Raw genomic sequence first — 25,035 nt, forward strand, 5'->3', positions numbered from 1 at the left:
TGGAAAAGAAGGTGATTGTTCTCATGCTGACAGGTATGCAAATCGCGGTTATCGGCGGTGATGCTAGACAGCTGGAGATTATTCGCAAGCTGACAGAGCTTGATGCAAAGCTTTCTTTAATAGGCTTCGAGCAGTTGGACCATGCTTTCACAGGTGCCTCAAAAGAAAAGATAGATGAAGTTGATTTTTCAGTACAGGATGCTTTGATCCTGCCTGTTCCCGGAACTAGCCTGGAGGGTCAGGTCGAAACCATTTTCTCAAATGAAAGAGTTGTAATCATAAAAGAAATGCTTGAACGGACTCCGGAACACTGTAAGGTTTATTCTGGTATCAGCAACTCGTACTTGACGGGGATCGCCAGCCAGGCCAACCGCAAACTCGTACAGCTATTCTCCCGTGATGATGTCGCAATTTATAACTCGATTCCGACAGTGGAAGGAACGATCATGATGGCAATCCAGCACACGGATTTTACGATACATGGTTCCAATGTTTCTGTTCTGGGACTTGGCAGGGTCGGTATGAGTGTTGCGAGAACCTTCCATGCGCTTGGAGCAAAGGTTAAGGTAGGTGCCCGGAAAAGCGAGCATATTGCAAGGATTACTGAAATGGGATTAGAACCTTTCCTTTTATCAGACATAGGAAAGGCAGTTTCTGATAGCGATATTTGCATCAATACCATTCCTAACCAGATTGTTACTGCTTCTGTCATTTCGAGGATGCCCGCCCATACCTTGATCATTGACCTTGCATCGAAACCAGGTGGAACGGATTTTCGCTATGCTGAAAAACGGGGAATCAAGGCTTTGCTTGCGCCAGGTTTGCCGGGCATCGTAGCCCCAAAGACTGCTGGGCAAATTCTGGCGAATGTTCTTTCTCAGCTGCTTATGGAAGACTTTTCTAACCGAAAGGAGAAAGAAGTATGAGTTTACAAGGAAAAAAGATCGGATTTGGATTGACAGGTTCTCATTGTACGTATGATGCTGTTTTTCCCGAAATTGAAAAATTAGTGAATGCAGGTGCAGAAGTTCTGCCTGTTGTCACCTTCACCGTAAAAAATACTGAAACACGTTTTGGAAAAGGGGAGGACTGGGTACAGCGGATTGAGGAGCTTACCGGCAATAAGGTGATCGACTCAATTGTGAAGGCAGAGCCTCTTGGGCCCAAAATCCCGCTGGATTGCATGGTCATTGCGCCTCTCACCGGAAACTCGATGAGCAAGTTTGCAAATGCCATGACTGATTCACCAGTTTTGATGGCTGCGAAAGCGACTTTAAGAAACCAAAAACCAGTAGTGCTCGGCATTTCCACGAACGATGCCTTGGGACTCAATGGCGTCAACCTGATGAGACTAATGGCAACCAAAAATATTTTCATGATTCCTTTTGGCCAGGATGATCCGGTAAAAAAACCAAATTCAATGGTTGCCAGAATGGAGATGCTCTCCGAAACGGTTTTGGAGGCAATGGAAGGAAAGCAATTGCAGCCAGTTCTTGTTGAACGTTATAAGGATAACTAGGGAAAATCCAAGGAAGGATACCGTCAAATCAGCAGAAATCAAGATAAACGACCTGACTAGTCTAACTGGAAACGCTTTTCTCCGGCAGTGAAGCAAAATCTTTCTTTCCTTAATGATTGAATATGATAAAATATAGGATAATATACAAGGCGGTTTTTAAGACAAGTAAAAAATGTCCAGAATCTGCGCCTGGCCTGTTTTAACTCCGGAGAACGTCCCAAAGTACCATGCGAAAAGCTTTCGTACGGAGTGAGGATGGGTTTCTGGGCTGGCCTGGGCGCTTGCGCATTTCTTATAAGCCGCCGTTATACTTATGTTCAAACAACCGGCTTTTAACGGATATTAAAACGATAATGGCAGTGGAAGGGGAAACAGATATGTCAGAGAGAAAAGGTTACCGAGTAGCAGTAGTTGGAGCAACAGGAGCAGTTGGGCAGCAAATGATCCAAACGCTTGAAAACAGGGATTTTCCAGTTTCGGAACTATTACTGCTTTCTTCAGCAAGATCTGCTGGTACGAAGGTTCATTATAAAGGTAACGAAATAACAGTTCAGGAAGCAAAACCGGAAAGCTTTGAAGGAGTGGATATAGCTCTTTTCAGCGCAGGCGGCAGTGTATCGAAACAATTGGCTCCTGAGGCTGTCAAGCGCGGAGCAATCGTTGTTGATAACACAAGTGCCTTCAGGATGGAAGAAAATATTCCGCTGGTAGTACCAGAAGTTAATGAAGAAGATTTGCGCAATCATAATGGAATCATCGCTAATCCAAACTGCTCGACAATCCAGATGGTCGTGGCACTGGAGCCGCTCCGCAAGAAATACGGCCTTGATAAGATCATCGTCTCAACCTACCAGGCAGTTTCTGGTGCAGGTGCAGCAGCCGTGGAAGAGATGAAGGAACAAACTAGGGCGATTCTGGATGGCAAAGAATATGAGCCAAAGATCCTTCCTGTTAAATCTGGAGAAAAGCACTACCAGATTGCCTTCAATGCCATTCCGCAGATTGACACATTCGTTGAAAATGGGTTCACGTATGAAGAAATGAAAATGATCAATGAAACCAAGAAAATCATGCATATGCCTGAGCTTCAGGTTGCTGCTACTTGTGTGCGGCTCCCTGTCGGTACTGGCCATTCTGAATCAGTTTACATCGAAATTGGCGAAGGCGGAGTAGCCGCATCTGAAGTGAAGGAATTGCTCGCAGATGCTCCAGGAGTTGTCCTTCAAGATAATCCGGACCAGCAGTTATATCCTATGCCTGCATTCTGTGTAGGAAAAAACGATGTATTCGTTGGCCGAATAAGGAAGGACCTTGACAACGATAAAGGCTTCCATATGTGGGTAGTATCAGATAACCTGCTGAAAGGTGCTGCGTGGAACTCTGTCCAGATTGCTGAAAGTCTTGTAAAACTCGGTCTTGTAAAATAATTGCATTAGGTTAAATGACAGAATTTCTGAGGTGTTACGATGAAAATAATCGTTCAAAAATTTGGCGGTACGTCTGTTCGTGATGAGCAAAGCCGCAGTCACGCAATAGGCCATATTAAAAATGCGGTTGCTGACGGATATAAAGCAGTTGTGGTTGTTTCTGCGATGGGCAGGAAGGGTGATCCGTACGCTACAGACACTCTCCTCAGCCTGATTGGTGGAAATGGGAGCAGGATCAGCAAGCGCGAGCACGACCTGCTGCTTTCTTGCGGTGAAACGATTTCGAGTGTGGTTTTTACAAATATGCTGATAGAAAATGGCATCAATGCGACTGCCCTTACTGGTGCACAGGCAGGGTTCAGGACCAACAGCGAGCATACGAACGCAAGGATCCTGGATATGAAGTGTGACCGTTTGCTGCGGGAACTGGACCATGTTGATGCAGTCGTTGTAGCAGGATTCCAGGGAGCAGCCAAAAATGGAGACGTAACAACGATTGGCAGAGGCGGCAGTGATACGTCCGCAGCAGCATTAGGCGCGGCTTTGAACGCTGAATGGATTGACATCTTTACCGATGTTGAAGGAATCATGACAGCTGATCCGAGGATTGCGGATAACGCACGGCCTCTTTCTGTGGTGACCTATACAGAGGTGTGCAATATGGCATATCAGGGCGCGAAGGTCATCCACCCTCGTGCTGTCGAGATTGCCATGCAGGCAAAAGTACCGATCAGGATCAGGTCCACGTATTCTGATGGCCTCGGGACATTAGTTACAACCCTGAATCGTGAAAATAAAGGAACTGACATCAAGGAGCGTCCTGTTACAGGCATCGCCCATGTTTCGAATGTCAGCCAAATCAAAGTTTTTGCCAAAAAGGACCAATACAATCTACAATCAGAAGTGTTCAAGGCTATGGCCAATGAAAACATCAGCGTGGATTTCATCAATATTTCCCCTAATGGAGTAGTGTATACTGTGCTGGATGAAATGACAGACCGGGCAGTGAAAGTCCTCGAAGGATTAGGCCACACACCGCAGATAGAGAAGAATTGTGCGAAGGTCTCTGTCGTAGGGGCAGGTATGGCAGGTGTTCCAGGTGTGACCTCGAAGATCGTTACAGCACTGTCTGAGAAGGGCATCCGGATTCTCCAATCCGCTGACAGCCACACAACCATTTGGGTCCTGGTCAAACAGGATGATTTGGGGAAGGCAGTGAATGCACTTCATGATGCTTTCCAGCTCGAAGAAGAAACAATAGAGTTCGAAAGACACGATATATAAAATGGCTTCCAGCCTTGGCAGACGGAAGCTTTTGAGAATAGGAGTGAACAGGAATGGTTCAATTCGGAAGAGTATCTACAGCAATGGTGACCCCATTTGATCATAAAGGTCACATTGATTTCGCTAAAACGACCCAGCTAGTCAACCATTTGATTTCGAACGGTACAGATTCACTGGTTGTCGCGGGAACGACAGGTGAATCTCCGACTCTTTCAAAGGAAGAAAAAATCGCTTTATTTCAGCATGTCGTGAAAGTCGTTGACAAAAGAGTTCCCGTCATAGCAGGTACAGGCAGCAACAACACTTATGCTACTATCGAATTGACGAAAAAAGCCGAAGAAATTGGTGTGGACGCGATAATGATCGTTGCCCCTTATTATAACAAGCCAAACCAGGAAGGACTCTACCAGCATTTCAAAGCAGCAGCTGAAGCTACTTCATTGCCAGTGATGGTGTATAACATCCCGGGCAGGTCTGTAGTCAATATTCTTCCTGAAACGGTGATCAAGCTGGCAGAAATCCCGAATATCGTGGCCGTCAAGGAAGCAAGCGGCGAACTTAACGCGATGACGAAAATCATTGCCAGCACACCTGATGATTTCCTTCTTTACAGCGGTGACGACGGGTTGACACTTCCTGTGCTTGCTATTGGCGGGGTGGGCATCGTCTCTGTAGCATCCCATGTGATTGGCAACGAGATGCAAGCGATGGTTGATGCATTCTTCAGTGGAAGAAACGAGGATGCAGCGAAAATGCACCAGCGTCTCCTTCCAGTCATGCAAGGTTTGTTTGCCGCACCGAGCCCTGGACCAGTTAAAACTGCATTGCAGCTGAAAGGGCTCGACGTCGGCTCAGTGCGCTTGCCGATGGTTCCATTGACAGAGCAAGAAAGAACAGCGGTAGCGAAATTATTCGAATAGTACAAGGGCCGGCCTGGTAAGGCTGGCCTTATTTTATTGTGTATAAGTGTTTTGTATTTTTCTTTTTATGACCTGGATATGGAAGCCCACTGCCAATAGAGAGCCGGAGAATAAAGTTGTAAAGATTTTCTGCCATCAAGTATAATGATTTTAACTGATTTTGTTCGGGAGAAAACTCATAGGAGGGGCAGGGAATTGATTAAAAAGAAAAACGAAATTATTAAAATCATTGCGCTAGGTGGCGTAGGGGAAATCGGCAAAAATATGTATGTCACCGAAGTGGACAATGATATTTTTGTGGTGGATGCCGGGTTGATGTTTCCGGAGGATGAAATGCTGGGGATCGACATCGTCATTCCCGACTTTTCATATTTGAGTGCTAACAGTGAAAGAGTAAAAGGAATTTTCCTGACTCATGGCCATGAAGACCATATAGGAGCGCTGACCTACGTCCTGCGGAAAATGAATGTCCCGGTATATGGAACAAAGCTTACTCTTGCGCTGGCAAAGGAAAAAATGAGTGAGCAGGAATTTGTCGGCAAAGTCGAATTCCATGAAATTACGGCAGATACCAAACTGGACTTTGGCGTGGTTTCTGTTTCATTTTTCAAGACAAACCATAGTATCCCAGACTCTGTCGGAGTTTGTATCCATACATCGGAAGGGGCCATTGTACATACAGGGGACTATAAATTCGACCAGGCTGCAGCACCGATGTATAAGCCGGATATCGGCAGGATGGCCGCCATTGGCGAGCAAGGGGTTCTCTGCCTTCTTTCGGACAGTACAGAGGCTGAAAAACCTGGTTATACGCCTTCTGAAACAACTGTTATAGAGGAACTATCGAGCGTTTTTTATAAGGCAAATGGCCGCATCATTGCTGCCTGTTTTGCTTCGGATTTAAACAGGGTCCAACATCTTTTCAATAGTGCAGCTTCGCATGGCCGCAAGGTAGCGGTGGTGGGAAAAAGCCTGAAAAGGGTTTTTGATATCGCTCTGGAGCTCGGCTATCTTCAAGTTGAAAGTGACTTGCTCATTGCAGTGGATGACCTGAAGAAGTACGGCGATGCTGAAGTAGTTATTTTAACGACTGGCAGCCAGGGAGAGCCAATAGAAGCCCTGCAGAAAATGGCTAAGCAAGCCCATCCTCAGGTGAATATCAAGGAAGGGGACACTGTCCTGTTCGCTGCCTCTCCTCTAAGGGGAAGCGAAGTATTCATTTACAAAACAATGGATATGCTTTACCGGGCCGGAGCGAACGTAGTGGCGAGCAAGAAAAGTGTCCAGGTTTCAAGTCATGGAAGCCAGGAAGAATTAAAATTCATGATCAATTTGATGAATCCGAAATTCTTCATTCCTGTACACGGTGAATATAAAATGTTGAAAGCACATAAAAAAGTAGCTCAGTCATGTGGCATACCTGAAGAAAATATTTTCATACCTGACCGTGGAGATGTGATTGAGATTTCAGGCGGTAAACTAAAGGCCACAGAAAAAGTGCAGGCAGGAAACATATTGATAGATGGAATCGGTGTTGGAGATGTAGGGAATATCGTACTCCGTGACCGGAGACTGCTTTCACAGGATGGTGTATTAATTGTTGTCGTGACACTGAATAAAGCAGACAGGAAAATTGCTGCAGGGCCAGAAATTATTTCACGTGGGTTTGTATATGTACGCGAATCGGAAAAAATGATGGCAGAGTCAGCCTCCCTTATAAGGGATATTGTTGAAAAAAACCTTCTAAAAGAACCCTTCGACTGGGCTGGCTTAAAGCAGGAAATGCGCGATTCCTTAAATCAATATTTATTTGAAAAAACAAAACGCCGTCCTATGATCATGCCAATCTTAATGGAAGTAAAATAATAAGAGAAAAGAGGGTGTCTCAATAAGTTGTATAACATCAATTGAGAGTCCGCCTTTTTTCATTTCCTCATGTTTTTTGGTGGCAATTAAATAATCCCTAAAGAGGAATGATCTTGTTTTAATTTTATTTGTAAATAAATTTTGAAACCTGAGTTGATTGGAGTGGAAGGCGCGAAGACTCCTGCGAAAATGCTAACGCATTTCCATCGTGCGTGGGCAGGCTCGAGGATGCCAATTCAATGTCCTGCGGGCGGAGCTGGTCAGGTGAGAACCCGCAGGAGCAAAGCGACGAGGAGGCTCAGCGCCAGCCAAGAAGAATTTGGTCTTTGAAAAAGCTGGCACTTGAGCTTTTTCATAATTCTTCCCCCGCGGAAAGCGAAGTGCCTGGAATGGAAATCAACGGACCCATTTTACAAGCCGACCTAAATAAAGAGGGTGTCCCAAAATTTTATACCTTTTGGGATACCCTCTTTATTGTTTGCTGTTTTTCGATAGGTTCAACTGAAAAAGCCCTTTAGGTAAATTGATTTGCTTGAAAACATCCTTCATAAAAACCGCTTCCGGAATGAAATTGAGGATGATGTTCATACTAAAATTATCATGCCTGAAGGGAGCATTTAAGGATGGATAAGGAAATGAATATAAACAGTGCAGAAACCCAGGAAGGACAACAAGGACCAGAGGGGGAACAGGAAAATAAACCATCAGGCCTTCTTGAAAAGATCCAGCAGCTTGGCCAGACGAATGTACCGCAGCTGTCCCAGGATTCGAAAATCCATTGCCTGACGATTGTAGGCCAAATTGAAGGCCATATGCAGCTGCCGCCTCATAACAAGACAACAAAGTATGAACATCTTATTCCGCAGCTTGTTGCTATTGAGCAGAACCCGAATATCGAAGGCCTTCTTGTCATCCTGAACACGGTTGGCGGTGACGTAGAAGCGGGTCTAGCCATTTCAGAGATGCTTGCTTCCCTTTCGAAGCCGACAGTCTCGATCGTGTTAGGAGGAGGCCATTCAATCGGTGTGCCGATCGCAGTTTCCTGTGATTATTCTTTTATCGCTGAAACAGCGACGATGACCATTCATCCAATCAGATTGACTGGTCTGGTAATCGGGGTTCCTGCAACCTTTGAATACCTGGATAAAATGCAAGAGAGAGTTGTTAATTTTGTGACGAAGCATTCGAACATTCCTGAGGAAAAATTCAAAGAGCTTATGTTTGCCAAAGGAAACCTGACCAGGGACATTGGAACAAATGTCGTTGGCCATGATGCAGTGGACATGGGCTTGATCCATGAAGTCGGCGGCATCGGACAAGCAATGAAGAAGCTCAATGAACTGATCGATATAAATAAGCCAAAGACAGAAGTGATCGTGCAATGATCCTGTATACAATGATGCCCCATGAACAGATATTCCCTTATAGCGAGGAAGAAGCGATTAACCAGGTTATGATTTCCTACAACGGAATCCCGCTAATGGCTGAATGGACAGAAAATAATGAATACCGGATCGTCAGGGTCATGAGTACGGATCCGAATCACTATATGGACCCAATATGCAGACCCGGGTCGACCCTTTCACTTTCTTAGAATGGTATTGTTTTTATGCGCTTATTAAAACGAAGTGCCGTTTCAACTGGCAAATATGATATAATATGGATACACTCAGCATTGGGCAGCCGGATAGGGCTGCTTTTCTTCTTACTGAAGTTTGAAGGTTCGTTTTGTTGTTTATGCTGTAAGTGAAGCTATATAGATTCAGGTGATATATAATGGCCAAAAAGAAAAGACGGCAATCGAGAAAGAAGAATGCAGTAAAAACAACCGTTCAATATGAACTTGCCGGGTTAGCCTTGCTCGCATTGGCCATCATTGCGATGGCAGATCTGGGCGCTGTCGGAAGAACAATCGTGATGTTTTTCCGCTTTTTCTTCGGCGAATGGTACATGCTCAGTCTCGTTGGACTTGTCGTATTCAGCATCTTTATAATGTGGAAAAGACGACTCCCTTTCATTTTCCACACTAAATTGATTGGTACATACTTGATTATCGGTGCGATTTTGTTGCTGAGTCATGTGACCTTGTTTGAGCTCTTATCCAATGGGGGGAAGTTTAAAGACCCCAGTGTCATCAAGAATACCTTTGAATTATTTGTCATGGAAGCGAAAGGCGAGACAAGCACCACAGACCTTGGCGGCGGAATGATCGGCGCAGTGATGTTTGCGTTGTTTTACTATTTATTCGATGCAGCAGGCTCCCAGCTGATTGCGTTTCTTTTAATTATCATTGGCGGAATTCTTGTAACAGGCAGAACCTTTACAGAAGTTACGAGTAAGATTATTGCGCCTATGGGCGGGTTCATCAGAGATCAATGGCTTTCATTCATTGAGGACTTGAAGCAATGGAAAGAAAATCAGCAGCAAAAGAAATCAGTCCAAAACAAAGAAGCTAAAAAGGCTAAAAATGAAGGTAAGCAGACAGCCATGGAAGAGGGTTCTGTGGAAAAAACAATTGACATTCCTGTGGAACCGACTCCAGAACCAATCATCTCCAGCTTTGCAGAACGGGCATATGCAACTCCGTCTGAAACACAAATACAGCAGCCTGAAAAGAAAGCTAAAGCGGAAACTAAATCCGAAGACGATGGAGAGGACCTGCAGCAGCCGATTACTTTTACAGAGGTAGAGAATACTTCTTATGAGCTGCCGCCAATTGATTTATTGAAACTCCCGAATAAAACCGACCAAAGCGGCGAATATGAAATGATTCATGCAAATGCGGCTAAGCTTGAGCGAACATTCCATAGTTTTGGGGTGAAAGCAAGGGTTACCCAGGTCCATCTCGGGCCAGCCGTTACAAAATATGAAGTCCATCCGGATGTCGGAGTGAAGGTCAGCAGGATTGTTAGCTTGAATGATGATTTAGCGCTTGCTTTGGCTGCAAAGGATATCAGGATTGAGGCGCCAATTCCAGGTAAGTCTGCAATCGGGATCGAAGTTCCCAACTCAGAGGTGGCAATGGTTTCTTTACGGGAAGTCATTGAATCAAAGCAGCATAATAAACCAGGGTCAAAGCTCCAGATTGGACTTGGACGTGATATTACAGGCGAAGCAGTGCTGGCAGAATTGAATAAAATGCCCCATCTCCTTGTTGCCGGAGCGACAGGCAGCGGAAAGAGTGTCTGTATAAACGGAATCATCACAAGTATCCTGATGCGGGCCAAGCCTCATGAGGTCAAACTGATGATGATCGACCCTAAAATGGTCGAACTGAATGTCTACAATGGTGTCCCTCATTTGCTGGCGCCAGTGGTAACGGATGCGAAAAAGGCATCTCAGGCGCTCAAGAAAGTGGTCAATGAGATGGAAAGGCGTTATGAACTCTTCTCACATACCGGAACAAGAAACATAGAAGGCTATAATGAATATATCAAGCGGTACAATAATGAGGAAGAGGCCAACCAGCCGCTTCTGCCTTTCATTGTTGTCATTGTGGACGAGCTGGCAGACTTGATGATGGTCGCATCCTCAGATGTCGAAGATTCGATCACACGGCTGGCACAGATGGCCCGTGCGGCTGGAATCCATTTGATCATCGCTACCCAAAGGCCTTCTGTCGATGTCATTACCGGCGTCATCAAAGCGAACATTCCTTCAAGAATCGCATTTGCCGTATCTTCAATGACAGACTCAAGGACGATACTGGATATGGGCGGCGCCGAGAAGCTGCTGGGAAGAGGAGACATGCTGTTCCTGCCGGTTGGCGCATCGAAGCCTGTCAGGGTACAGGGAGCATTTTTGTCAGATGATGAGGTAGAAGAAGTTGTGAATTATGTGATCGGGCAACAGAAGGCGCAATACCAGGAAGAAATGATTCCTGAAGATGTTCCAGAGAATACCTCGGAAGTCGAGGATGATTTGTACAGTGATGCTGTGGACCTTGTCGTCGAGATGCAGACAGCATCTGTATCTATGCTCCAGAGAAGGTTCAGGATTGGATATTCACGTGCTGCCAGACTAATTGATGAGATGGAACTTCGCGGAATTGTCGGGCCATATGAAGGCAGCAAACCACGTAATGTTCTGGTTGCTAAGTCAGAAGAAGCATAAGAATTGACTGTGAATGGGCAAAAAGTCGGATGCGTGCATCCGGCTTTTATTATTGTTTCTGGGGATTTAGCACTTGTAAAACCTAATAGTGTCATACTATTAAAAACGCTTTCAAACTACAATTATATCAGAAATATAGGTTATTTGTCCCGAAAAAATTGACAATTTTGGTCTTTCTAGCTTTTTTCGACAAAATGTTGAAACTCTATTTATTTATCCTTAAAAAAGTGTTATAGTATTTTCGATTAGTAGGAATGCTATACATCAGAGGTCTGATGTCTTTGAGCAAAAAGGTTGGAGGAACGCCTCATGTCGATCAAATCAGATAACCGGCACCTGTATTTACAAGTAATCGATCACCTGAAGCAGGATATTCAGAAGGGTGTTTATAAAGAAAGAGAAAAACTCCCATCAGAATTCGATCTTGCCAAACAGCTTGGCGTAAGCAGAGCTACACTAAGGGAAGCCTTGCGGATTCTTGAAGAAGAAAATGTGATTATCCGCCGGCATGGTGTAGGTACTTTCGTGAACGCTAAACCATTGTTTTCTTCAGGAATCGAGCAGCTTAACAGTGTTACCGCAATGATTGAACAGGCCGGGATGAAGCCAGGAACCATCTTTTTGAACTCTACGACTACCGGGCCAACTGAAGAGGATATCCGTCGTTTTTCATGCTCTGTGGATGATGAAATCACTTTGATTGAACGAGTAAGGACCGCAAATGGGGAACCTGTTGTCTATTGTCTGGACAAAATCCCCGGAAAAATCCTGTCTGGTGACTTTTCATATGAAGATGAATCACTGCTTCATCTCCTTGAAGTCATGTCGAACAGGAAGGTTACATATGCGGTCGCACAAATCGAGCCGATAGGCTATCATGAAAAAATTTCACCGATCCTGGAATGTGAACCCGAAACTGCCCTGCTTGTTTTAAAGCAGATGCATTTCGATGAAAATGACGTACCAATCCTTTATTCCGTAAATTACTTTAAAGCCGATAAGTTCAGTTTTCATGTCCTGAGAAAGAGAGTTTAATTTTTTCTGAGTTATGAAAACGCTATCTGTTCGGTTTTTCAGAACATTCCTGCGAAATCCAACAAACATTCTCTAGGGGGTACAAACCTTGAAAAAGCGTAAATTTGGTTTGGTAATGTCATTGCTTTTGGCAGCAGGCACAATGTTAGCTGGCTGTGGCAGCGATAGCGATGAAAAAGGCGGCGACAGCAAGAAGTCAGATTTAAAAGTTGGTATGGTTACGGATGCTGGTACAATTGATGACAAATCATTCAACCAGGGAACATGGGAAGGTATCCTGAAGGCTGAAGATAAATTCGGAGTCGACACAAAGTACCTTAAGCCTGCAGGAACAACTGAAGCTGAATATTTAAAAGAAATGGGTAACCTTTACGACGCAGGATATAAGTTCATCGTTACGCCTGGCTTTAAGTTCGAAACTGCTGTTTTCCAAGCCCAAGATAAATATAAAGATGCTAAGTTCGTCATTCTTGACGGAAATCCACATAATGGAGACTACAACCCTGTTGTAAAAGATAACACAGTCGCTGTATTCTTCGCAGAGCACGAATCAGGCTTCCTTGCTGGTGTAGCAGCTGCTCTTGAATTAAAAGAAGGTGAAGCTGGCTTCATCGGCGGTATGGAAATCCCTGCTGTACAGAAGTTCAACTGGGGCTTCCAGCAAGGTCTAAAGTATGCTAACGAAAACCTTGGAACAAATGTAGTAATCAAACAAGAAAACGTTATCTATCAAGGTTCATTTGATAATGCTGCTGCTGGCGGACAAATTGCTGCTCAGTACTATGACCGTGGCGTTGATGTAATCTTCACAGCTGCTGGCGGTGTTGGAGTAGGTGCTATTAAAGAAGCGAAAGACCGCGCTAAATCAGGCGAAAAAGTTTGGATCGTTGGTGTAGACGTTGACCAGTACGAAGATGGTAAGTACGAAGGCGACAAGTCAGTTATCCTGACTTCTGCAATGAAGAAGCTTGACCAGGTTTCTTACGACATGGTTCAGGCTGAACTTGATGGCAAATTCCCTGGCGGACAAACTCTGACTTTCGATGCCAAGAACGATGGTATCGGTCTTCCTGACAAGAACCCTAACCTAAGCGATGAAACTGTAAGCAAGGTTAAGGAAGTATATGAAAAGATCAAGTCTGAAGAGGTTAAAGTCTCTGCTGAACAAGGTGACTTGTTTAAGTAAAATAGAGTGAAAGAGACGGTTGTTTCCGTCTCTTTTGTCTATTAAAGTCTGAACGGTAAATTTTTGAAATAAGGACTTGAATATTTTCAATCTTTCAAAAGTCTTTTGAAGTTTTACCAGAAATTCTGTTCCAGTATAGGGGACTCCCTATTTAAAAAAGGTATAGAGTCTAATACAAAGGTGAGTGCTACTATGAGTTATGTTGTAGAAATGTTAAATATCCGGAAAGAGTTCCCGGGTATCGTAGCCAACGATAATATCACCCTTACATTGAAAAAAGGGGAAATCCATGCACTGTTAGGGGAAAATGGTGCAGGAAAATCAACCTTGATGGGCGTTTTATTCGGGATGTATCAGCCTGAAAAAGGCGTCGTTAAAGTGCATGGAAAAGAAGTGCGCATCACGAATCCCAATGTGGCCAACCGTTTAGGAATCGGGATGGTGCACCAGCACTTTAAACTGGTTGAGAATTTTACCGTAACAGAAAATATCATACTGGGCAGCGAGCCGCTTAAAGGCATGGTGCTTGATATCGACAAAGCAGCAAAAAGAATTGAAGAATTATCAAAGCATTACGGATTGAATGTGGATCCACACGCGAAAATTGAAGATATTTCAGTAGGTATGCAGCAAAGGGTAGAAATTTTAAAGATGCTTTACCGAGAAGCAGACGTCTTGATATTGGATGAACCAACAGCTGTTCTTACACCAGCAGAAATTGATGAATTGATGAAGATTATGCGCAATCTTATTAAAGAAGGAAAGTCTATCATCATTATCACTCATAAACTGAAAGAAATTAAAGCAGTAGCTGACCGCTGTACGGTAATACGCCGTGGAAAGGGAATCGGCACTGTCAATGTGGCTGAAGCAAGTGAGGCAAGCCTTGCAGAAATGATGGTTGGCCGTCATGTTTCATTCAAAGTGGATAAGAAAGAAAGTGCTCCTGGAGAGGTAGTACTTAAAATAGATTCTCTATCTGTGAAAAACAATAGAAAAGTAATGGGCCTTAAAGATTTTTCACTTGAAGTCCGTACTGGTGAAATTGTTGGGATCGCCGGGGTCGAAGGCAATGGCCAAACAGAGCTTATTGAAGCAATCACAGGATTAAGAAAAGCGGAATCAGGCTCTATCCAGATTGATGGCACAGAGATCAGCAGCTTGCCTGTTCGCGAGCGACTTGAAAAGGGAATGAGCCATATTCCGGAAGACAGGCACAAACGCGGACTGGTTCTGGACTACTCGTTACAGGAAAATATGGTTCTGCAAATCTATAACAAGAAGCCTTTTTCAAAAAATGGGATATTGAACAAAAACGCTATGAAAACGTATGCTCAAAACATATTGACCAACTTTGATGTGCGATCAGGCGAAGGTGCAGTCTCTATCGCCAGGACACTATCAGGCGGCAATCAGCAAAAAGCGATCATTGGAAGGGAACTTGAGCTGGATCCGAAACTGCTGATTTGTGTACAGCCTACTCGCGGGCTGGACGTAGGTTCTATTGAATATATCCATAAGAGAATCGTAGAACACCGTGATAAGGGGAATGCAGTATTGCTTGTTTCTCTTGAGCTGGATGAAATCTTGCAGCTATCTGACCGTATAGCAATCGTTAACAACGGTGAACTGGTCGGAACAGTGATCGCTGCTGAAACGAACGAAAATGAAGTTGGTCTAATGATGGCAGGCGTGGCTAAGGAGAGAAGCATATGAGACATACCATCGTATCTATAATATCGATTTTATTAGGACTGGTGGCCGGGGGAATCCTGATGCTCTTCATCGGAAGCAACCCGATTGAAGGCTATTCCTATCTTCTTCAAGGTGCCCTGAAGAACCTTGAACGTATCGGGAATACCTTGGCTACGGCAACTCCACTTGTATTTACCGGTCTGTCCGTTGCTTTTGCATTCCGTACTGGTTTGTTCAATATTGGTGCTTCCGGCCAAATGTTAGTTGGCGGCTTATTGGCATCAGCTGTTGGTCTAACATATGATTTTTCAAGACCAGTCCTTCTTGCGGTCATGATTCTGGTGGGAATGCTTGGCGGAGCGCTTTGGGCATTCGTTCCTGGTTTGCTTAAGGCAAAATTCAATGTTCATGAGGTTGTATCGACAATCATGATGAACTGGATTGCTTATTGGACGATCTATTATGTGATTCCTGGATACTTCAAAGGGGAATTCCTCGAAACTGAATCCAAGAAGCTGGCAGAATCCGCTACCCTGCGTACGCCTTGGCTGACAGATATGTTCCAGGGTTCATACATCAACCTTGGATTGTTCCTTGCGGTCATTGCGGTAATCATTATAGCGTTCATTATCGATAAAACGACCTTAGGTTATGAGTTAAAGGCTGTAGGTTTTAATAGATTTGCAGCTGAATATGCAGGCATGAAAGTAAATCGCAATATTATTTTATCTATGCTGATTTCAGGTGCTCTTGCCGGACTCGGAGGAGTAGCGCTGTACACTGGTAATGCTTCCAGTATCCAGATCGGAATCCTGCCAGCCCAGGGTTATGATGGAATTGCAGTAGCATTGCTTGGTGCCAATAATCCAATTGGTGTATTCTTCGCAGCTGTTTTATTTGGAATCCTCTATTCTGGTACAGGCTTTATGAATGCGATGACTGAAATTCCTCCTGAACTGGCGAATACAATCATTGCGATCATTATCTACTTCGCAGCGACAAGTGTACTGATTGAGCGCTTGCTGAACAAATTCAAGAAGAGAAGCTCAAACCGAAAAGACAAAAGTGGTCCTGTAGTCGAGAAGGGAGATTCCTAAGATGTGGCATATTATAGAACAAATTTTTCCTTACGCGATTGTCTTTACAATTCCTCTTCTGATTACAGCCCTGGGCGGTCTTTTTAGTGAGCGAAGCGGAATTGTCAATATTGCCCTTGAAGGCTTGATGATCATCGGTGCTTTCTCTGGCGCTTTATCCATCCATTATCTGAGCGGTGTAATCGAAAACAATACGCTCGTTCTTTGGCTGGGATTATTGGCTGCTGTAGCAGCAGGCATCCTTTTTTCAATCTTGCATGCATTTGCGAGCATTAACTTGAATGCGGATCAAATCATCAGTGGTACGGCAATCAATTTGATTGCGACTGCCTTGACGATTTTCCTTGCAAGAAATATGACTGGAAGCGGGAATATCCGAATCACTAGTGGATTCACACCTTCGAATGTCCCTTTCTTGTCTGATATTCCGATAATTGGAGATCTTTTCTTTACAAAAACATATCCGACTACTTGGTTTGTATTGGCCATTCTTTTCATTAGTTCGTTTATCCTTTACAAAACAAGATTCGGTCTGCGTCTAAGATCCTGTGGTGAATTCCCGCAGGCAGCAGAGGCAGCAGGAATTAATGTGCGAAGAATACGCTATAGTGGAGTCCTTATTTCCGGTGCGTTTGCTGGTCTTGGCGGAGCTTTGATCATTGTGACTTACGCTGGTGAGTTCACAGGTACTGTATCTGGTCTAGGATTCCTTGCATTGGCATCCTTGATCTTTGGACAGTGGAAGCCGCTTGGCGTATTGGCAGCGACATTCTTCTTTGGTTTTGCCAGTACAATTGCAAACGTATCACAGGTAATTCCAGAATTGGCTGTCATCCCGCCAATTCTGCTGAAGATTTTCCCTTATGTCGTAACGCTGATCGCATTGGTCATCTTTTCTAAGTCTTCACAGGCTCCAAAAGCCGTCGGTGAAACATTCGACAGTGGAAAAAGATAAGTTTTTACCAAGAGGTGCCTTTATCGAGGTGCCTCTTTTCTATTCATTCGTTTAGTAACATTTGAGTAAAATGATAACCTTTAAAATATAGAAGAAAATGACACATTAAATTTAGAATTTTTCAAACCGTTATGGTAGAATATAGGAAAATGCTGGTTAAAAAAATAGCGGTAAGAGGTCTATAAGATGAAGCTATCATTATATTTGGATGACCGTGAAACAGAGAAGATATTTTCTTATTTGCGCTGGATTTTCCTTGTTATAGGTGTTCTTGTTTTTTATTATCCGCCTCTCGCTGACAGGCTGGATTTTACAGAAGAGACCTTCCCACTGCTTTTGACAGTGGGATTCATTTATATGGCCTCTGCACAAATTGCCCTGGTCAAGCTGCCTCCTGGCAATGAATATTTTTCATTGCTTACAAAAGCAGGTATTGTATTCGACTATGTCGCACTCATCTGGCTGCTTGTTTTAACCAGGGGAACCATGTCTCCGCTATTTCCGATTTCATACTTGCTTGTCATGCATGCGACGATCTATTGGAGAACAAAGGGGGCGATTTTGTCCTCTGCCTTTTTAACTCTTGGATACAGCATCATTTATGTTACACAGGGACATTTTGAATTTTATACTTCCTTTGTGTTTATCCTGAATCTCGCGTTCATCTGGGTTGTCGGTGTATTTGGTTCACTTATTGTCATAAGGGAAAGAAAGCACCTCAAGCAAAAGGAAATTTTCCATGAATTGATGTTCACTGATTATCTCACGGGTTTATACAACCATAGGCATTTTCAGGAACAGTTGAGGATGCTTACTCTCAATAAGGAAGATTTCATGCTTGTCATGGGGGATATTGATTATTTTAAGCAGGTGAATGACCAGTTTGGCCACCTGACCGGTGATGAAATATTGAAGCGAATTGGGTTGATTTTTCAGGAGCTGGCCGACCGCCATGACGCACAGGCATTTCGATACGGTGGAGAAGAGTTTGCGTTCCTTTTGCCTTTAATGGATGAAATGAGACAAGTTGCCTTTTTTGAAGATCTTTATTCAACCCTGGCGGCTGAGGAATTTACCGGGGATTGTAAAACCATTACGATGAGCTTCGGAATTGCTTCCTCACAAACAGTGTCACTGCCTGATAAGCTATTAGGCTATACCGATCAGCTTTTGTACAGCGCGAAGGCTGCTGGCAGGAATCAGGTAAAATTTGAAACAGGCTATACATATCGTTTTGATGCTGTATCGGAAATTGCCGCAGCAAGAGAATGAAAATATAAAGCTCCCCATTTTGAGGGGAGCTTTTGTGTTCAAATTTAATCGAATTGGCAATTGCTTGAATTAGACAACTATGGAAAGGTATAGTTAGAGTGTATTTATAGGAATATTAAATATGAGCATCTCAACGTATACATAGAGTAAAGATGTTTTGCAGGATTACAAACAGTGAAGAATGGATAGAAAAAGATTACTTATCGTGTTCCCATTAAAGGAGGATTTAAATGGCTGTCATTTCAGAAACAATCAAGGATATGAAGGGTTACAAGCTTCACATCGTAAAAACAGCAAAGTTCAAGACAAACACAATTGTCTGGAAGATGAAAACACCTCTGACGAGCGAAAACGTAACAAAACGTGCTTTGCTTCCATACGTTCTGCAGAGCAGCTCAAAAGCATACGAGACAACTTCAAAGCTGCGCTCCTATTTAGATGAGCTCTATGGGGCCAATCTTTATGTTGATGTATCCAAAAAAGGGGAGTACCAGGTCATTAGCTTCTCGCTTGAAATTGCCAATGAAAAATTCCTGAGTGACCCAGAGCCTTTGTTGAAAAAGGGGATGGAATTAATCGCAGAAATCCTTGTCAATCCTCTGGCCGAGAATGATGCTTTTGACAAAGAAACGGTGGAGAAGGAAAAGCGCACCCTTAAACAGAGGATTCAGGCAGTTTATGATGATAAAATGCGCTACTCCAATTTCAGGCTTGTACAGGAAATGTGTAAAGGTGAGCCGTATGCATTGCATGTGAATGGAGAAATAGACGATATCCCCCAGATTAATGAGGGGAACTTGTATGAGTATTACAAGCAGGCTTTTGCAGAGGACGAAATGGATTTGTACATTATTGGCGATGTGAACGAAGACGAAGTCCATTCCACTGCTGACGAACTGCTTCAATTCGAGGATAGGGTCCCTGTGAAGGTGGAAACACATCATGCTGGCAGCATAGAAGAAAAAACAGTAAAAGATCAGGAAGATGTAAAACAAGGCAAGCTGAATATCGGCTATCGGACAAATGTGCTTTATGGTGATCAGGACTATTATGCACTTCAGGTGTTCAATGGTATCTTTGGCGGCTTCTCACATTCCAAGTTATTTTTGAATGTCCGCGAAAAAAACAGCCTTGCCTATTATGTCGCCAGTCGTCTTGAAAGCCACAAGGGTTTGATGATGGTCATGTCTGGTATCGAATTCGAAAATTTTGAGCTCGCTGTTAAAATAATCCGTGAACAAATGGAAGCCATGCAAGCAGGCGATTTTACCGATCAGGAAGTTGAACAGACAAAAGCGGTGATTGAAAACCAAATGCTTGAAACTATGGATACTGCAAGAGGCATGGTAGAGGTCCTTTATCATAATGTTGTATCAGATCAAAATGTTAGCCTCGATGACTGGCTTCAGGGCATGAGTAAAACCACAAAAGAAGAAATCGTCGATGTAGCCAAGAAGGTCCAGCTTGACACGGTTTACTTCTTAACTGGATTGGAGGCGGACAAATAATGGAGAAGATCACTTTTGAACAACTTCAGGAAGAAATGTACTATGAAAAGCTGAATAATGGGCTTGATGTCTACATTCTGCCGAAAAAAGGCTTCAATAAAACATATGCCACATTTACAACGAAATACGGTTCAATCGATAATCACTTCCTTCCTCCGGGAAAGGATGAATACGTTAAGGTCCCTGATGGCATTGCCCACTTCCTTGAGCATAAATTATTTGAAAAGGAAGATGGGGATGTATTTCAGCAGTTCAGCAAGCAGGGTGCATCTGCGAATGCTTTCACATCGTTTACGAGGACTGCTTACTTATTTTCCAGTACCTCCAATGTGGAGAAAAACCTTGAAACACTGATTGACTTCGTTCAAGAGCCTTATTTCACAGAGAAGACGGTTGAAAAGGAAAAGGGAATCATCGGGCAGGAAATCACGATGTATGATGACAACCCTGACTGGAGGCTGTATTTCGGGCTTATACAGAATATGTATAAAAACCACCCAGTAAGCATCGATATCGCGGGTACCATCGAATCGATTTCCCATATAACGAAAGATATGCTGTATGAATGCTATGAAACCTTCTACCACCCAAGCAATATGCTGCTGTTTGTGGTTGGTCCTGTCAACCCTGATGAAATCATGGGCCAGATAAAAGATAACCAGAGCAAGAAAGAGTATAAGAACAAGCCTGAAATCCAGCGGAAATTTGATGCAGAACAGGCTGGAGTCGCTGAAAAGAAACAAGTCCTTAAAATGAACGTCCAAACATCAAAATGCCTTGTGGGAATCAAAGCTGCCAACCCGACTGAATCAGGAAGCGAAATGCTGAAAAATGAACTTTCAGTTAATGTGCTCCTTGATATGCTATTTGGAAAAAGCTCTGATAACTACACTGAATTGTATAGTTCGGGGTTGATTGACGACACGTTTTCCTATGACTATTCACAGGAGCAAGGTTTCGGGTTCGCGATGGTTGGCGGAGATACAAATGAGCCGGATGTCCTGGCCAGTAAGCTTGAAGCGATGCTGAAGGAAGCGAAATCGGGTCAGGGACTCACTGCTGAAAGCCTCGAAAGGACAAAAAAGAAAAAAATTGGGGCTTTCTTAAGAGCGGTGAATTCACCAGAATATATCGCAAATCAATTCACGCGTTACGCTTTCAATGATATGGATTTGTTCGAAGTAGTCCCTGTGCTTGAAAGTCTCACAATGGATGATCTCAATCAGGCAGCTGAACGGCTTATATCAGAGGACCGATTCACAGTCTGCCAGGTAGTTCCAAAGGGGAAGTAACTGACATATGAAGCGTGTGCGCCGGCCTTTCCCGGCGCATATTTAATTAGAAATGGTGAGAGGGAAAAGACATGAAAAGATTCGCATTGGTGACAGGTGCAAGCGGAGCAATCGGTAAAGCAATCTCAATCAAGCTGGCATCAGAAGGTTATTCGCTTTACTTACATTACAATCAGAACGAAAAGGGAATTGGAGAGCTTTTAAGCGAGATTGGCTCATTTGGCGGAGAATATATACCGATCAAGGCCAATTTAGCCTCGAAGACAGGTTATCTTGAATTAGCCAACCAGATTTTTTCGATTGATGCAATCGTACATAATGCTGGCAATGCTTTATATGGCCTTCTCGAGGATTTGGAAGAAGAAGAAACAGAAGCCTTGATTCAAATCCATGTTACAACGCCGCTTCTTCTGACAAAAAAGCTGCTTCCAAAATTGCGGCAAAAACAAAATGGGAATATTGTGATTGTCTCATCTATATGGGGCCAGACAGGAGCGTCATATGAGGTGGCGTATTCAACAGTAAAGGGAGCGCAGTTGGCATTTGCGAAAGCGCTAAGCAAAGAACTGGCACCTTCTAAAATTAGGGTGAACGCAGTTGCGCCTGGAGCGATCCAGACTCCAATGGTAGACGGATTTACCCTCGAGGAACTTGAAGCGATTGCTGCTGAGGTCCCATCCGGCCGTCTTGGGACCCCTGAAGAAGTAGCAAATGGCGTGGAATTCCTTTTATCTGAGAAATCCTCCTATATTACCGGACAGGTTGTGGCAATCAACGGCGGCTGGCTGACCTGAACAATTTGTGACAAATTTTCTAATCCCGTTTCTTGATGAATAATTCTCCGCGAACCAATGCAAAATAACCTTGTACTATTTTAGACAAGGAGGTTGTCAATATGTCTGTATTGGAAAATTGGAATCAGTGGAAAGACTTCCTGGGAGACCGTCTTCATCAGGCGCAGGATCAAGGGATGAATAAAGAAGTAATGGGTGATCTTGCATACCAGATCGGCGACTATCTTGCCAAGAACGTCGACCCTAAGAACGAACAGGAAAGAGTTCTTTCAGACCTTTGGTCAGTAGCAAGCCCGGACGAGCAGCATGCGATCGCTACCATGATGGTAAAGCTTGTTCAAAACAACGGAAGTAAATAGGTGAGTTTGATGAAGAGGGGACTTACATTCCTCTCTTTTTTTATTTATAACAGTCCATATCAGATGCATTAGGCCAGTTTTCATTTCTGGCTTGTTTTTCCTTTCATCTTCTTAGAAAATCATATATTATAGTAGCTAGATAATCGATGTCAAAATGTGTTGCAATTATTGGCTGAAAGCAGAGGAGGAGAATGATGGAGAAGAAAGAATGGTACTTGGAATATGAAATAATGATTAACCGTCCAGGACTGCTAGGTGATATTTCCTCTTTGCTTGGAATGCTGTCCATCAATATTGTAACGATCAATGGTGTGGATGAAGGAAGACGTGGCCTATTGATCCTTGCGAAAGATGATGATCAAATTGAGAGACTTGAGTCAATTTTAAATACTATGGATACAATAAGGGTAATTAAAATCAGGGAGCCTAAACTGCGTGACCGGATGGCGGTAAGACATGGCAGGTACATACAACGTGATGCGGACGATAAAAAAACATTCCGGTTTGTAAGGGATGAACTTGGACTGCTGGTCGACTTTATGGCAGAATTGTTTAAGATGGAGGGGCATAAACTGATTGGCATACGTGGAATGCCTCGTGTCGGAAAGACAGAATCTGTTGTGGCATCAAGTGTTTGTGCCAATAAAAGATGGCTTTTTGTTTCCTCTACATTATTGAAGCAGACAATTCGCAATCAGTTGATTGAGGATGAGTACAATGCTGATAACCTATTCATCATCGATGGTATTGTTTCAACAAGGAGAGCCAATGAAAAGCACTGGCAGCTTGTCAGGGAAATCATGCGCCTTCCTGCAGTCAAGGTTGTGGAACATCCTGATATTTTTGTCCAGAACACAGAATATACATTGGATGATTTTGATTATATTATCGAATTAAGAAATAACCCCGATGAGGAAATCGTATATGATATGGTCCAGAAGAATCACATGTTTACTGATTCCGATTTTGGAGGATTTGATTTTTAACAGTATTGGAAGGTGTTATCGTGTCTGAGTTAGGAATTATTTTAAAGGAAGCACGGGAAGCAAAAGGTCTCAGCCTGGACGAACTGCAGTCCATCACGAAAATTCAAAAGCGTTATCTCCTGGGCATTGAAGAAGGCAATTATTCTATGATGCCAGGTAAGTTCTATGTTCGGGCATTCATCAAACAATATGCCGAAGCAGTGGGCCTTGATCCGGACCAGCTTTTTGAACAGCATAAATCCGAAATCCCATCTTCATATAACGAAGAGTTGCCAGAACAGCTGTCACGTGTCCAATCGAGGAAGAGTCTTTCACCAGAAACTTCTAAGGTTCTGAATGTACTTCCAAAAATATTGATTGGCATCTTCATTATTGGCGCGATAGCTCTCGTGTGGTATTTAATTGTCAAAAACGCTGGCGATGACGCTGGACAGACTGCGAATACCAAAAAGGACCAGCCAATCGTTGAAGAACCTGCAGGGAGCGCGGAAGATGCCGCTGATGATGATCCAAGCGAATCTGATACCCCTGCTGAGGAAAAACCTGCTGAAGAAGAAGCAGAGCCTGAAACCCCGGCACAGGAGCTTACAGTCTCTTCTAGCAATGGCAGCAAGACGGTATACGAACTGAAGAATACCGATAAATTTGCCATCAAGATTGTTTCACTTGGGCAAACATGGGTTGGCCTTTCTAATGGGGCTGGGAAATCGATCTTCCAGGGTATGCTGGATAAAGACAAAACTGGAAGCCATACAGAAGATATGACCAGTGAAACAGAGGCAGTCATCAATATCGGACGGGCTACCGAAACGGAAATTTACGTAAACGACCAAAAGCTAGAGTACGCCGTTTCGCCGGAAGAGGATATGACCCAGCTGATCACAATCAAATTTGTGAAATAATGTAACGTAATAAAATGCAGTCCGATTAGAGGCTGCTGCAACAAAAATGCCCGTATGGACGTTTGTTTATACGGGCTATACTATTAGTGCTAAGCTCCAGCGCTTCTCGGAGCTTGTTGAGGTGCTTGCCGCTTCAGGCATATTTAATGTCGTTTTTTACATATTGGATATAATGAAGAAGTCAGCCAAATGGCTGTGTAATTAACATCTGGAGGAATAGGATATGAACTTGCCAAATAAAATTACGGTTTCACGCATTTTATTGATTCCGTTATTCTTGATCGTGATGGTTGTTCCATTTTCCTGGGGCGAGATTGCCCTGCTTGGAACGACAATGCCGGTCACTCATTTAGTAGGAGCGCTGATTTATATTTTCGCTTCTGTTACAGACTGGGTTGATGGGTATCTTGCACGGAAACATAATCTCGTTACGAATCTGGGGAAATTCCTTGATCCGCTGGCGGATAAACTTCTGGTCTCCTCGGCACTGATTGTGCTTGTTGAACTTGGGTATGCCCCAGCGTGGATTGTCATCGTGATCATCAGCAGGGAGTTTGCCGTGACAGGGCTTCGTTTATTGCTTGCGGGAGGCGGCGAGGTTGTTGCTGCCAAGATGCCAGGGAAAATCAAAATGTGGGCTCAAACAGTCGCGATTTCCGCTTTGTTGCTGCATAATATCATCTTTGAAGCTTTCTCAATCCCGTTTGCCGATATCGCCTTATGGGTGGCGATGTTCTTTACAATCTGGTCTGGTTGGGACTACTTCGCCAAGAACAAGCAAATATTCAGCAATTCTAAATAAAGGATTTGCCAGGAGGATGTCAT

General features: G+C 43.6%; 23 protein-coding genes. All 23 read left to right on the plus strand.

Translation table 11 applies throughout. From position 1 onward, the window contains the following. Nucleotides 1-23 precede the first annotated feature (23 nt). Nucleotides 24-926 (plus strand): dipicolinic acid synthetase subunit A, encoded by a 903-nt coding sequence (gene dpaA / locus QNH36_RS09355; protein ID WP_144474920.1) that lies wholly within the window; start codon nt 24-26, stop codon nt 924-926. After that, nucleotides 923-1,519, plus strand: a complete 597-nt coding sequence (gene dpaB, locus QNH36_RS09360; RefSeq protein ID WP_144474921.1) for a dipicolinate synthase subunit B — start codon at nt 923-925, stop codon at nt 1,517-1,519. The genes dpaA and dpaB overlap by 4 nt, the downstream gene beginning before the upstream one ends. Before the next feature lie 377 nt (nt 1,520-1,896). Beyond that, nucleotides 1,897-2,946 (plus strand): aspartate-semialdehyde dehydrogenase, encoded by a 1,050-nt coding sequence (gene asd / locus QNH36_RS09365; RefSeq protein ID WP_144474922.1) that lies wholly within the window; start codon nt 1,897-1,899, stop codon nt 2,944-2,946. 39 nt (nt 2,947-2,985) lie between these two features. Further along, nucleotides 2,986-4,230 carry an aspartate kinase gene (dapG, locus tag QNH36_RS09370; RefSeq protein WP_144474923.1) on the plus strand — a complete coding sequence of 415 codons (1,245 nt, stop codon included), beginning with the start codon at nt 2,986-2,988 and terminating at the stop codon, nt 4,228-4,230. 53 nt (nt 4,231-4,283) lie between these two features. Further along, nucleotides 4,284-5,150 carry a 4-hydroxy-tetrahydrodipicolinate synthase gene (gene dapA, locus QNH36_RS09375; RefSeq protein WP_283905078.1) on the plus strand — a complete coding sequence of 289 codons (867 nt, stop codon included), beginning with the start codon at nt 4,284-4,286 and terminating at the stop codon, nt 5,148-5,150. A gap of 195 nt (nt 5,151-5,345) precedes the next feature. Beyond that, on the plus strand, nt 5,346-7,016 hold the full coding sequence (locus tag QNH36_RS09380) for a ribonuclease J (RefSeq protein WP_283905079.1): 1,671 nt from the start codon (nt 5,346-5,348) through the stop codon (nt 7,014-7,016). Between the two features lie 326 nt (nt 7,017-7,342). Beyond that, nucleotides 7,343-7,534: a hypothetical protein gene (locus tag QNH36_RS09385; RefSeq protein WP_283905080.1), complete on the plus strand. Its 192-nt coding sequence runs from the start codon at nt 7,343-7,345 to the stop codon at nt 7,532-7,534. A gap of 105 nt (nt 7,535-7,639) precedes the next feature. After that, nucleotides 7,640-8,401, plus strand: coding sequence for a ClpP family protease (locus QNH36_RS09390; protein ID WP_395883494.1), 762 nt, complete (start codon nt 7,640-7,642; stop codon nt 8,399-8,401). Next, nucleotides 8,398-8,610 carry a YlzJ-like family protein gene (locus QNH36_RS09395; protein WP_144474927.1) on the plus strand — a complete coding sequence of 71 codons (213 nt, stop codon included), beginning with the start codon at nt 8,398-8,400 and terminating at the stop codon, nt 8,608-8,610. Before QNH36_RS09390 ends, QNH36_RS09395 begins: the two co-directional genes overlap by 4 nt. Nucleotides 8,611-8,792: 182 nt before the next feature. Further along, nucleotides 8,793-11,129, plus strand: a complete 2,337-nt coding sequence (locus tag QNH36_RS09400; RefSeq protein WP_144474928.1) for a DNA translocase FtsK — start codon at nt 8,793-8,795, stop codon at nt 11,127-11,129. 309 nt (nt 11,130-11,438) lie between these two features. Further along, nucleotides 11,439-12,164: a GntR family transcriptional regulator gene (locus QNH36_RS09405; protein WP_144474929.1), complete on the plus strand. Its 726-nt coding sequence runs from the start codon at nt 11,439-11,441 to the stop codon at nt 12,162-12,164. 88 nt (nt 12,165-12,252) lie between these two features. Continuing rightward, complete coding sequence (locus QNH36_RS09410) at nt 12,253-13,350, plus strand: BMP family lipoprotein (RefSeq protein WP_251541956.1); 1,098 nt, start codon at nt 12,253-12,255, stop codon at nt 13,348-13,350. Nucleotides 13,351-13,542: 192 nt separating this feature from the next. After that, nucleotides 13,543-15,066 (plus strand): ABC transporter ATP-binding protein, encoded by a 1,524-nt coding sequence (locus QNH36_RS09415; protein WP_251541954.1) that lies wholly within the window; start codon nt 13,543-13,545, stop codon nt 15,064-15,066. Then, nucleotides 15,063-16,142 carry an ABC transporter permease gene (locus QNH36_RS09420; protein ID WP_144474931.1) on the plus strand — a complete coding sequence of 360 codons (1,080 nt, stop codon included), beginning with the start codon at nt 15,063-15,065 and terminating at the stop codon, nt 16,140-16,142. Before QNH36_RS09415 ends, QNH36_RS09420 begins: the two co-directional genes overlap by 4 nt. A gap of 1 nt (nt 16,143) precedes the next feature. After that, the gene (locus QNH36_RS09425) at nt 16,144-17,097 is read left to right on the plus strand and encodes an ABC transporter permease (RefSeq protein WP_144474932.1); all 954 of its coding nucleotides are present in this window, start codon (nt 16,144-16,146) and stop codon (nt 17,095-17,097) included. A 186-nt stretch (nt 17,098-17,283) separates the two neighbouring features. Further along, complete coding sequence (locus tag QNH36_RS09430) at nt 17,284-18,369, plus strand: GGDEF domain-containing protein (protein WP_144474933.1); 1,086 nt, start codon at nt 17,284-17,286, stop codon at nt 18,367-18,369. A gap of 230 nt (nt 18,370-18,599) precedes the next feature. Next, nucleotides 18,600-19,877: an EF-P 5-aminopentanol modification-associated protein YfmF gene (gene yfmF / locus QNH36_RS09435; protein ID WP_144474934.1), complete on the plus strand. Its 1,278-nt coding sequence runs from the start codon at nt 18,600-18,602 to the stop codon at nt 19,875-19,877. Continuing rightward, complete coding sequence (yfmH, locus tag QNH36_RS09440) at nt 19,877-21,169, plus strand: EF-P 5-aminopentanol modification-associated protein YfmH (RefSeq protein ID WP_251541950.1); 1,293 nt, start codon at nt 19,877-19,879, stop codon at nt 21,167-21,169. Before yfmF ends, yfmH begins: the two co-directional genes overlap by 1 nt. A 71-nt stretch (nt 21,170-21,240) precedes the next feature. Continuing rightward, a complete protein-coding gene (gene ymfI, locus QNH36_RS09445; RefSeq protein WP_251541948.1) occupies nt 21,241-21,963 on the plus strand; it encodes an elongation factor P 5-aminopentanone reductase in 723 nt (240 codons plus the stop codon). 101 nt (nt 21,964-22,064) lie between these two features. Next, nucleotides 22,065-22,322 carry a DUF3243 domain-containing protein gene (locus QNH36_RS09450; protein WP_251541946.1) on the plus strand — a complete coding sequence of 86 codons (258 nt, stop codon included), beginning with the start codon at nt 22,065-22,067 and terminating at the stop codon, nt 22,320-22,322. A 194-nt stretch (nt 22,323-22,516) separates the two neighbouring features. Next, complete coding sequence (locus QNH36_RS09455) at nt 22,517-23,308, plus strand: DUF3388 domain-containing protein (RefSeq protein WP_144475010.1); 792 nt, start codon at nt 22,517-22,519, stop codon at nt 23,306-23,308. A 20-nt stretch (nt 23,309-23,328) separates the two neighbouring features. Continuing rightward, entirely contained in the window at nt 23,329-24,210 is an 882-nt protein-coding gene (locus tag QNH36_RS09460; protein ID WP_144474938.1) for a helix-turn-helix domain-containing protein, read from the plus strand. A gap of 223 nt (nt 24,211-24,433) precedes the next feature. Next, nucleotides 24,434-25,012: a CDP-diacylglycerol--glycerol-3-phosphate 3-phosphatidyltransferase gene (gene pgsA / locus QNH36_RS09465; RefSeq protein WP_144474939.1), complete on the plus strand. Its 579-nt coding sequence runs from the start codon at nt 24,434-24,436 to the stop codon at nt 25,010-25,012. The last annotated feature ends 23 nt before the right edge of the window (nt 25,013-25,035 follow it).

It is taken from the genome of Mesobacillus sp. AQ2, from assembly GCF_030122805.1.
In the GTDB taxonomy this organism is placed as follows: Bacteria; Bacillota; Bacilli; order Bacillales; family Cytobacillaceae; genus Mesobacillus; species Mesobacillus oceanisediminis_A.

Coding starts and splice junctions, on each gene's coding strand:
- dpaA (WP_144474920.1), top strand. CDS start 24: ATGCTGACAGGTATGCAAATCGCGGTTATCGGCGGTGATGCTAGACAG.
- dpaB (WP_144474921.1), top strand. CDS start 923: ATGAGTTTACAAGGAAAAAAGATCGGATTTGGATTGACAGGTTCTCAT.
- asd (WP_144474922.1), top strand. CDS start 1,897: ATGTCAGAGAGAAAAGGTTACCGAGTAGCAGTAGTTGGAGCAACAGGA.
- dapG (WP_144474923.1), top strand. CDS start 2,986: ATGAAAATAATCGTTCAAAAATTTGGCGGTACGTCTGTTCGTGATGAG.
- dapA (WP_283905078.1), top strand. CDS start 4,284: ATGGTTCAATTCGGAAGAGTATCTACAGCAATGGTGACCCCATTTGAT.
- QNH36_RS09390 (WP_395883494.1), top strand. CDS start 7,640: ATGGATAAGGAAATGAATATAAACAGTGCAGAAACCCAGGAAGGACAA.
- QNH36_RS09395 (WP_144474927.1), top strand. CDS start 8,398: ATGATCCTGTATACAATGATGCCCCATGAACAGATATTCCCTTATAGC.
- QNH36_RS09400 (WP_144474928.1), top strand. CDS start 8,793: ATGGCCAAAAAGAAAAGACGGCAATCGAGAAAGAAGAATGCAGTAAAA.
- QNH36_RS09405 (WP_144474929.1), top strand. CDS start 11,439: ATGTCGATCAAATCAGATAACCGGCACCTGTATTTACAAGTAATCGAT.
- QNH36_RS09415 (WP_251541954.1), top strand. CDS start 13,543: ATGAGTTATGTTGTAGAAATGTTAAATATCCGGAAAGAGTTCCCGGGT.
- QNH36_RS09420 (WP_144474931.1), top strand. CDS start 15,063: ATGAGACATACCATCGTATCTATAATATCGATTTTATTAGGACTGGTG.
- QNH36_RS09425 (WP_144474932.1), top strand. CDS start 16,144: ATGTGGCATATTATAGAACAAATTTTTCCTTACGCGATTGTCTTTACA.
- QNH36_RS09430 (WP_144474933.1), top strand. CDS start 17,284: ATGAAGCTATCATTATATTTGGATGACCGTGAAACAGAGAAGATATTT.
- yfmF (WP_144474934.1), top strand. CDS start 18,600: ATGGCTGTCATTTCAGAAACAATCAAGGATATGAAGGGTTACAAGCTT.
- yfmH (WP_251541950.1), top strand. CDS start 19,877: ATGGAGAAGATCACTTTTGAACAACTTCAGGAAGAAATGTACTATGAA.
- ymfI (WP_251541948.1), top strand. CDS start 21,241: ATGAAAAGATTCGCATTGGTGACAGGTGCAAGCGGAGCAATCGGTAAA.
- QNH36_RS09450 (WP_251541946.1), top strand. CDS start 22,065: ATGTCTGTATTGGAAAATTGGAATCAGTGGAAAGACTTCCTGGGAGAC.
- QNH36_RS09455 (WP_144475010.1), top strand. CDS start 22,517: ATGGAGAAGAAAGAATGGTACTTGGAATATGAAATAATGATTAACCGT.
- pgsA (WP_144474939.1), top strand. CDS start 24,434: ATGAACTTGCCAAATAAAATTACGGTTTCACGCATTTTATTGATTCCG.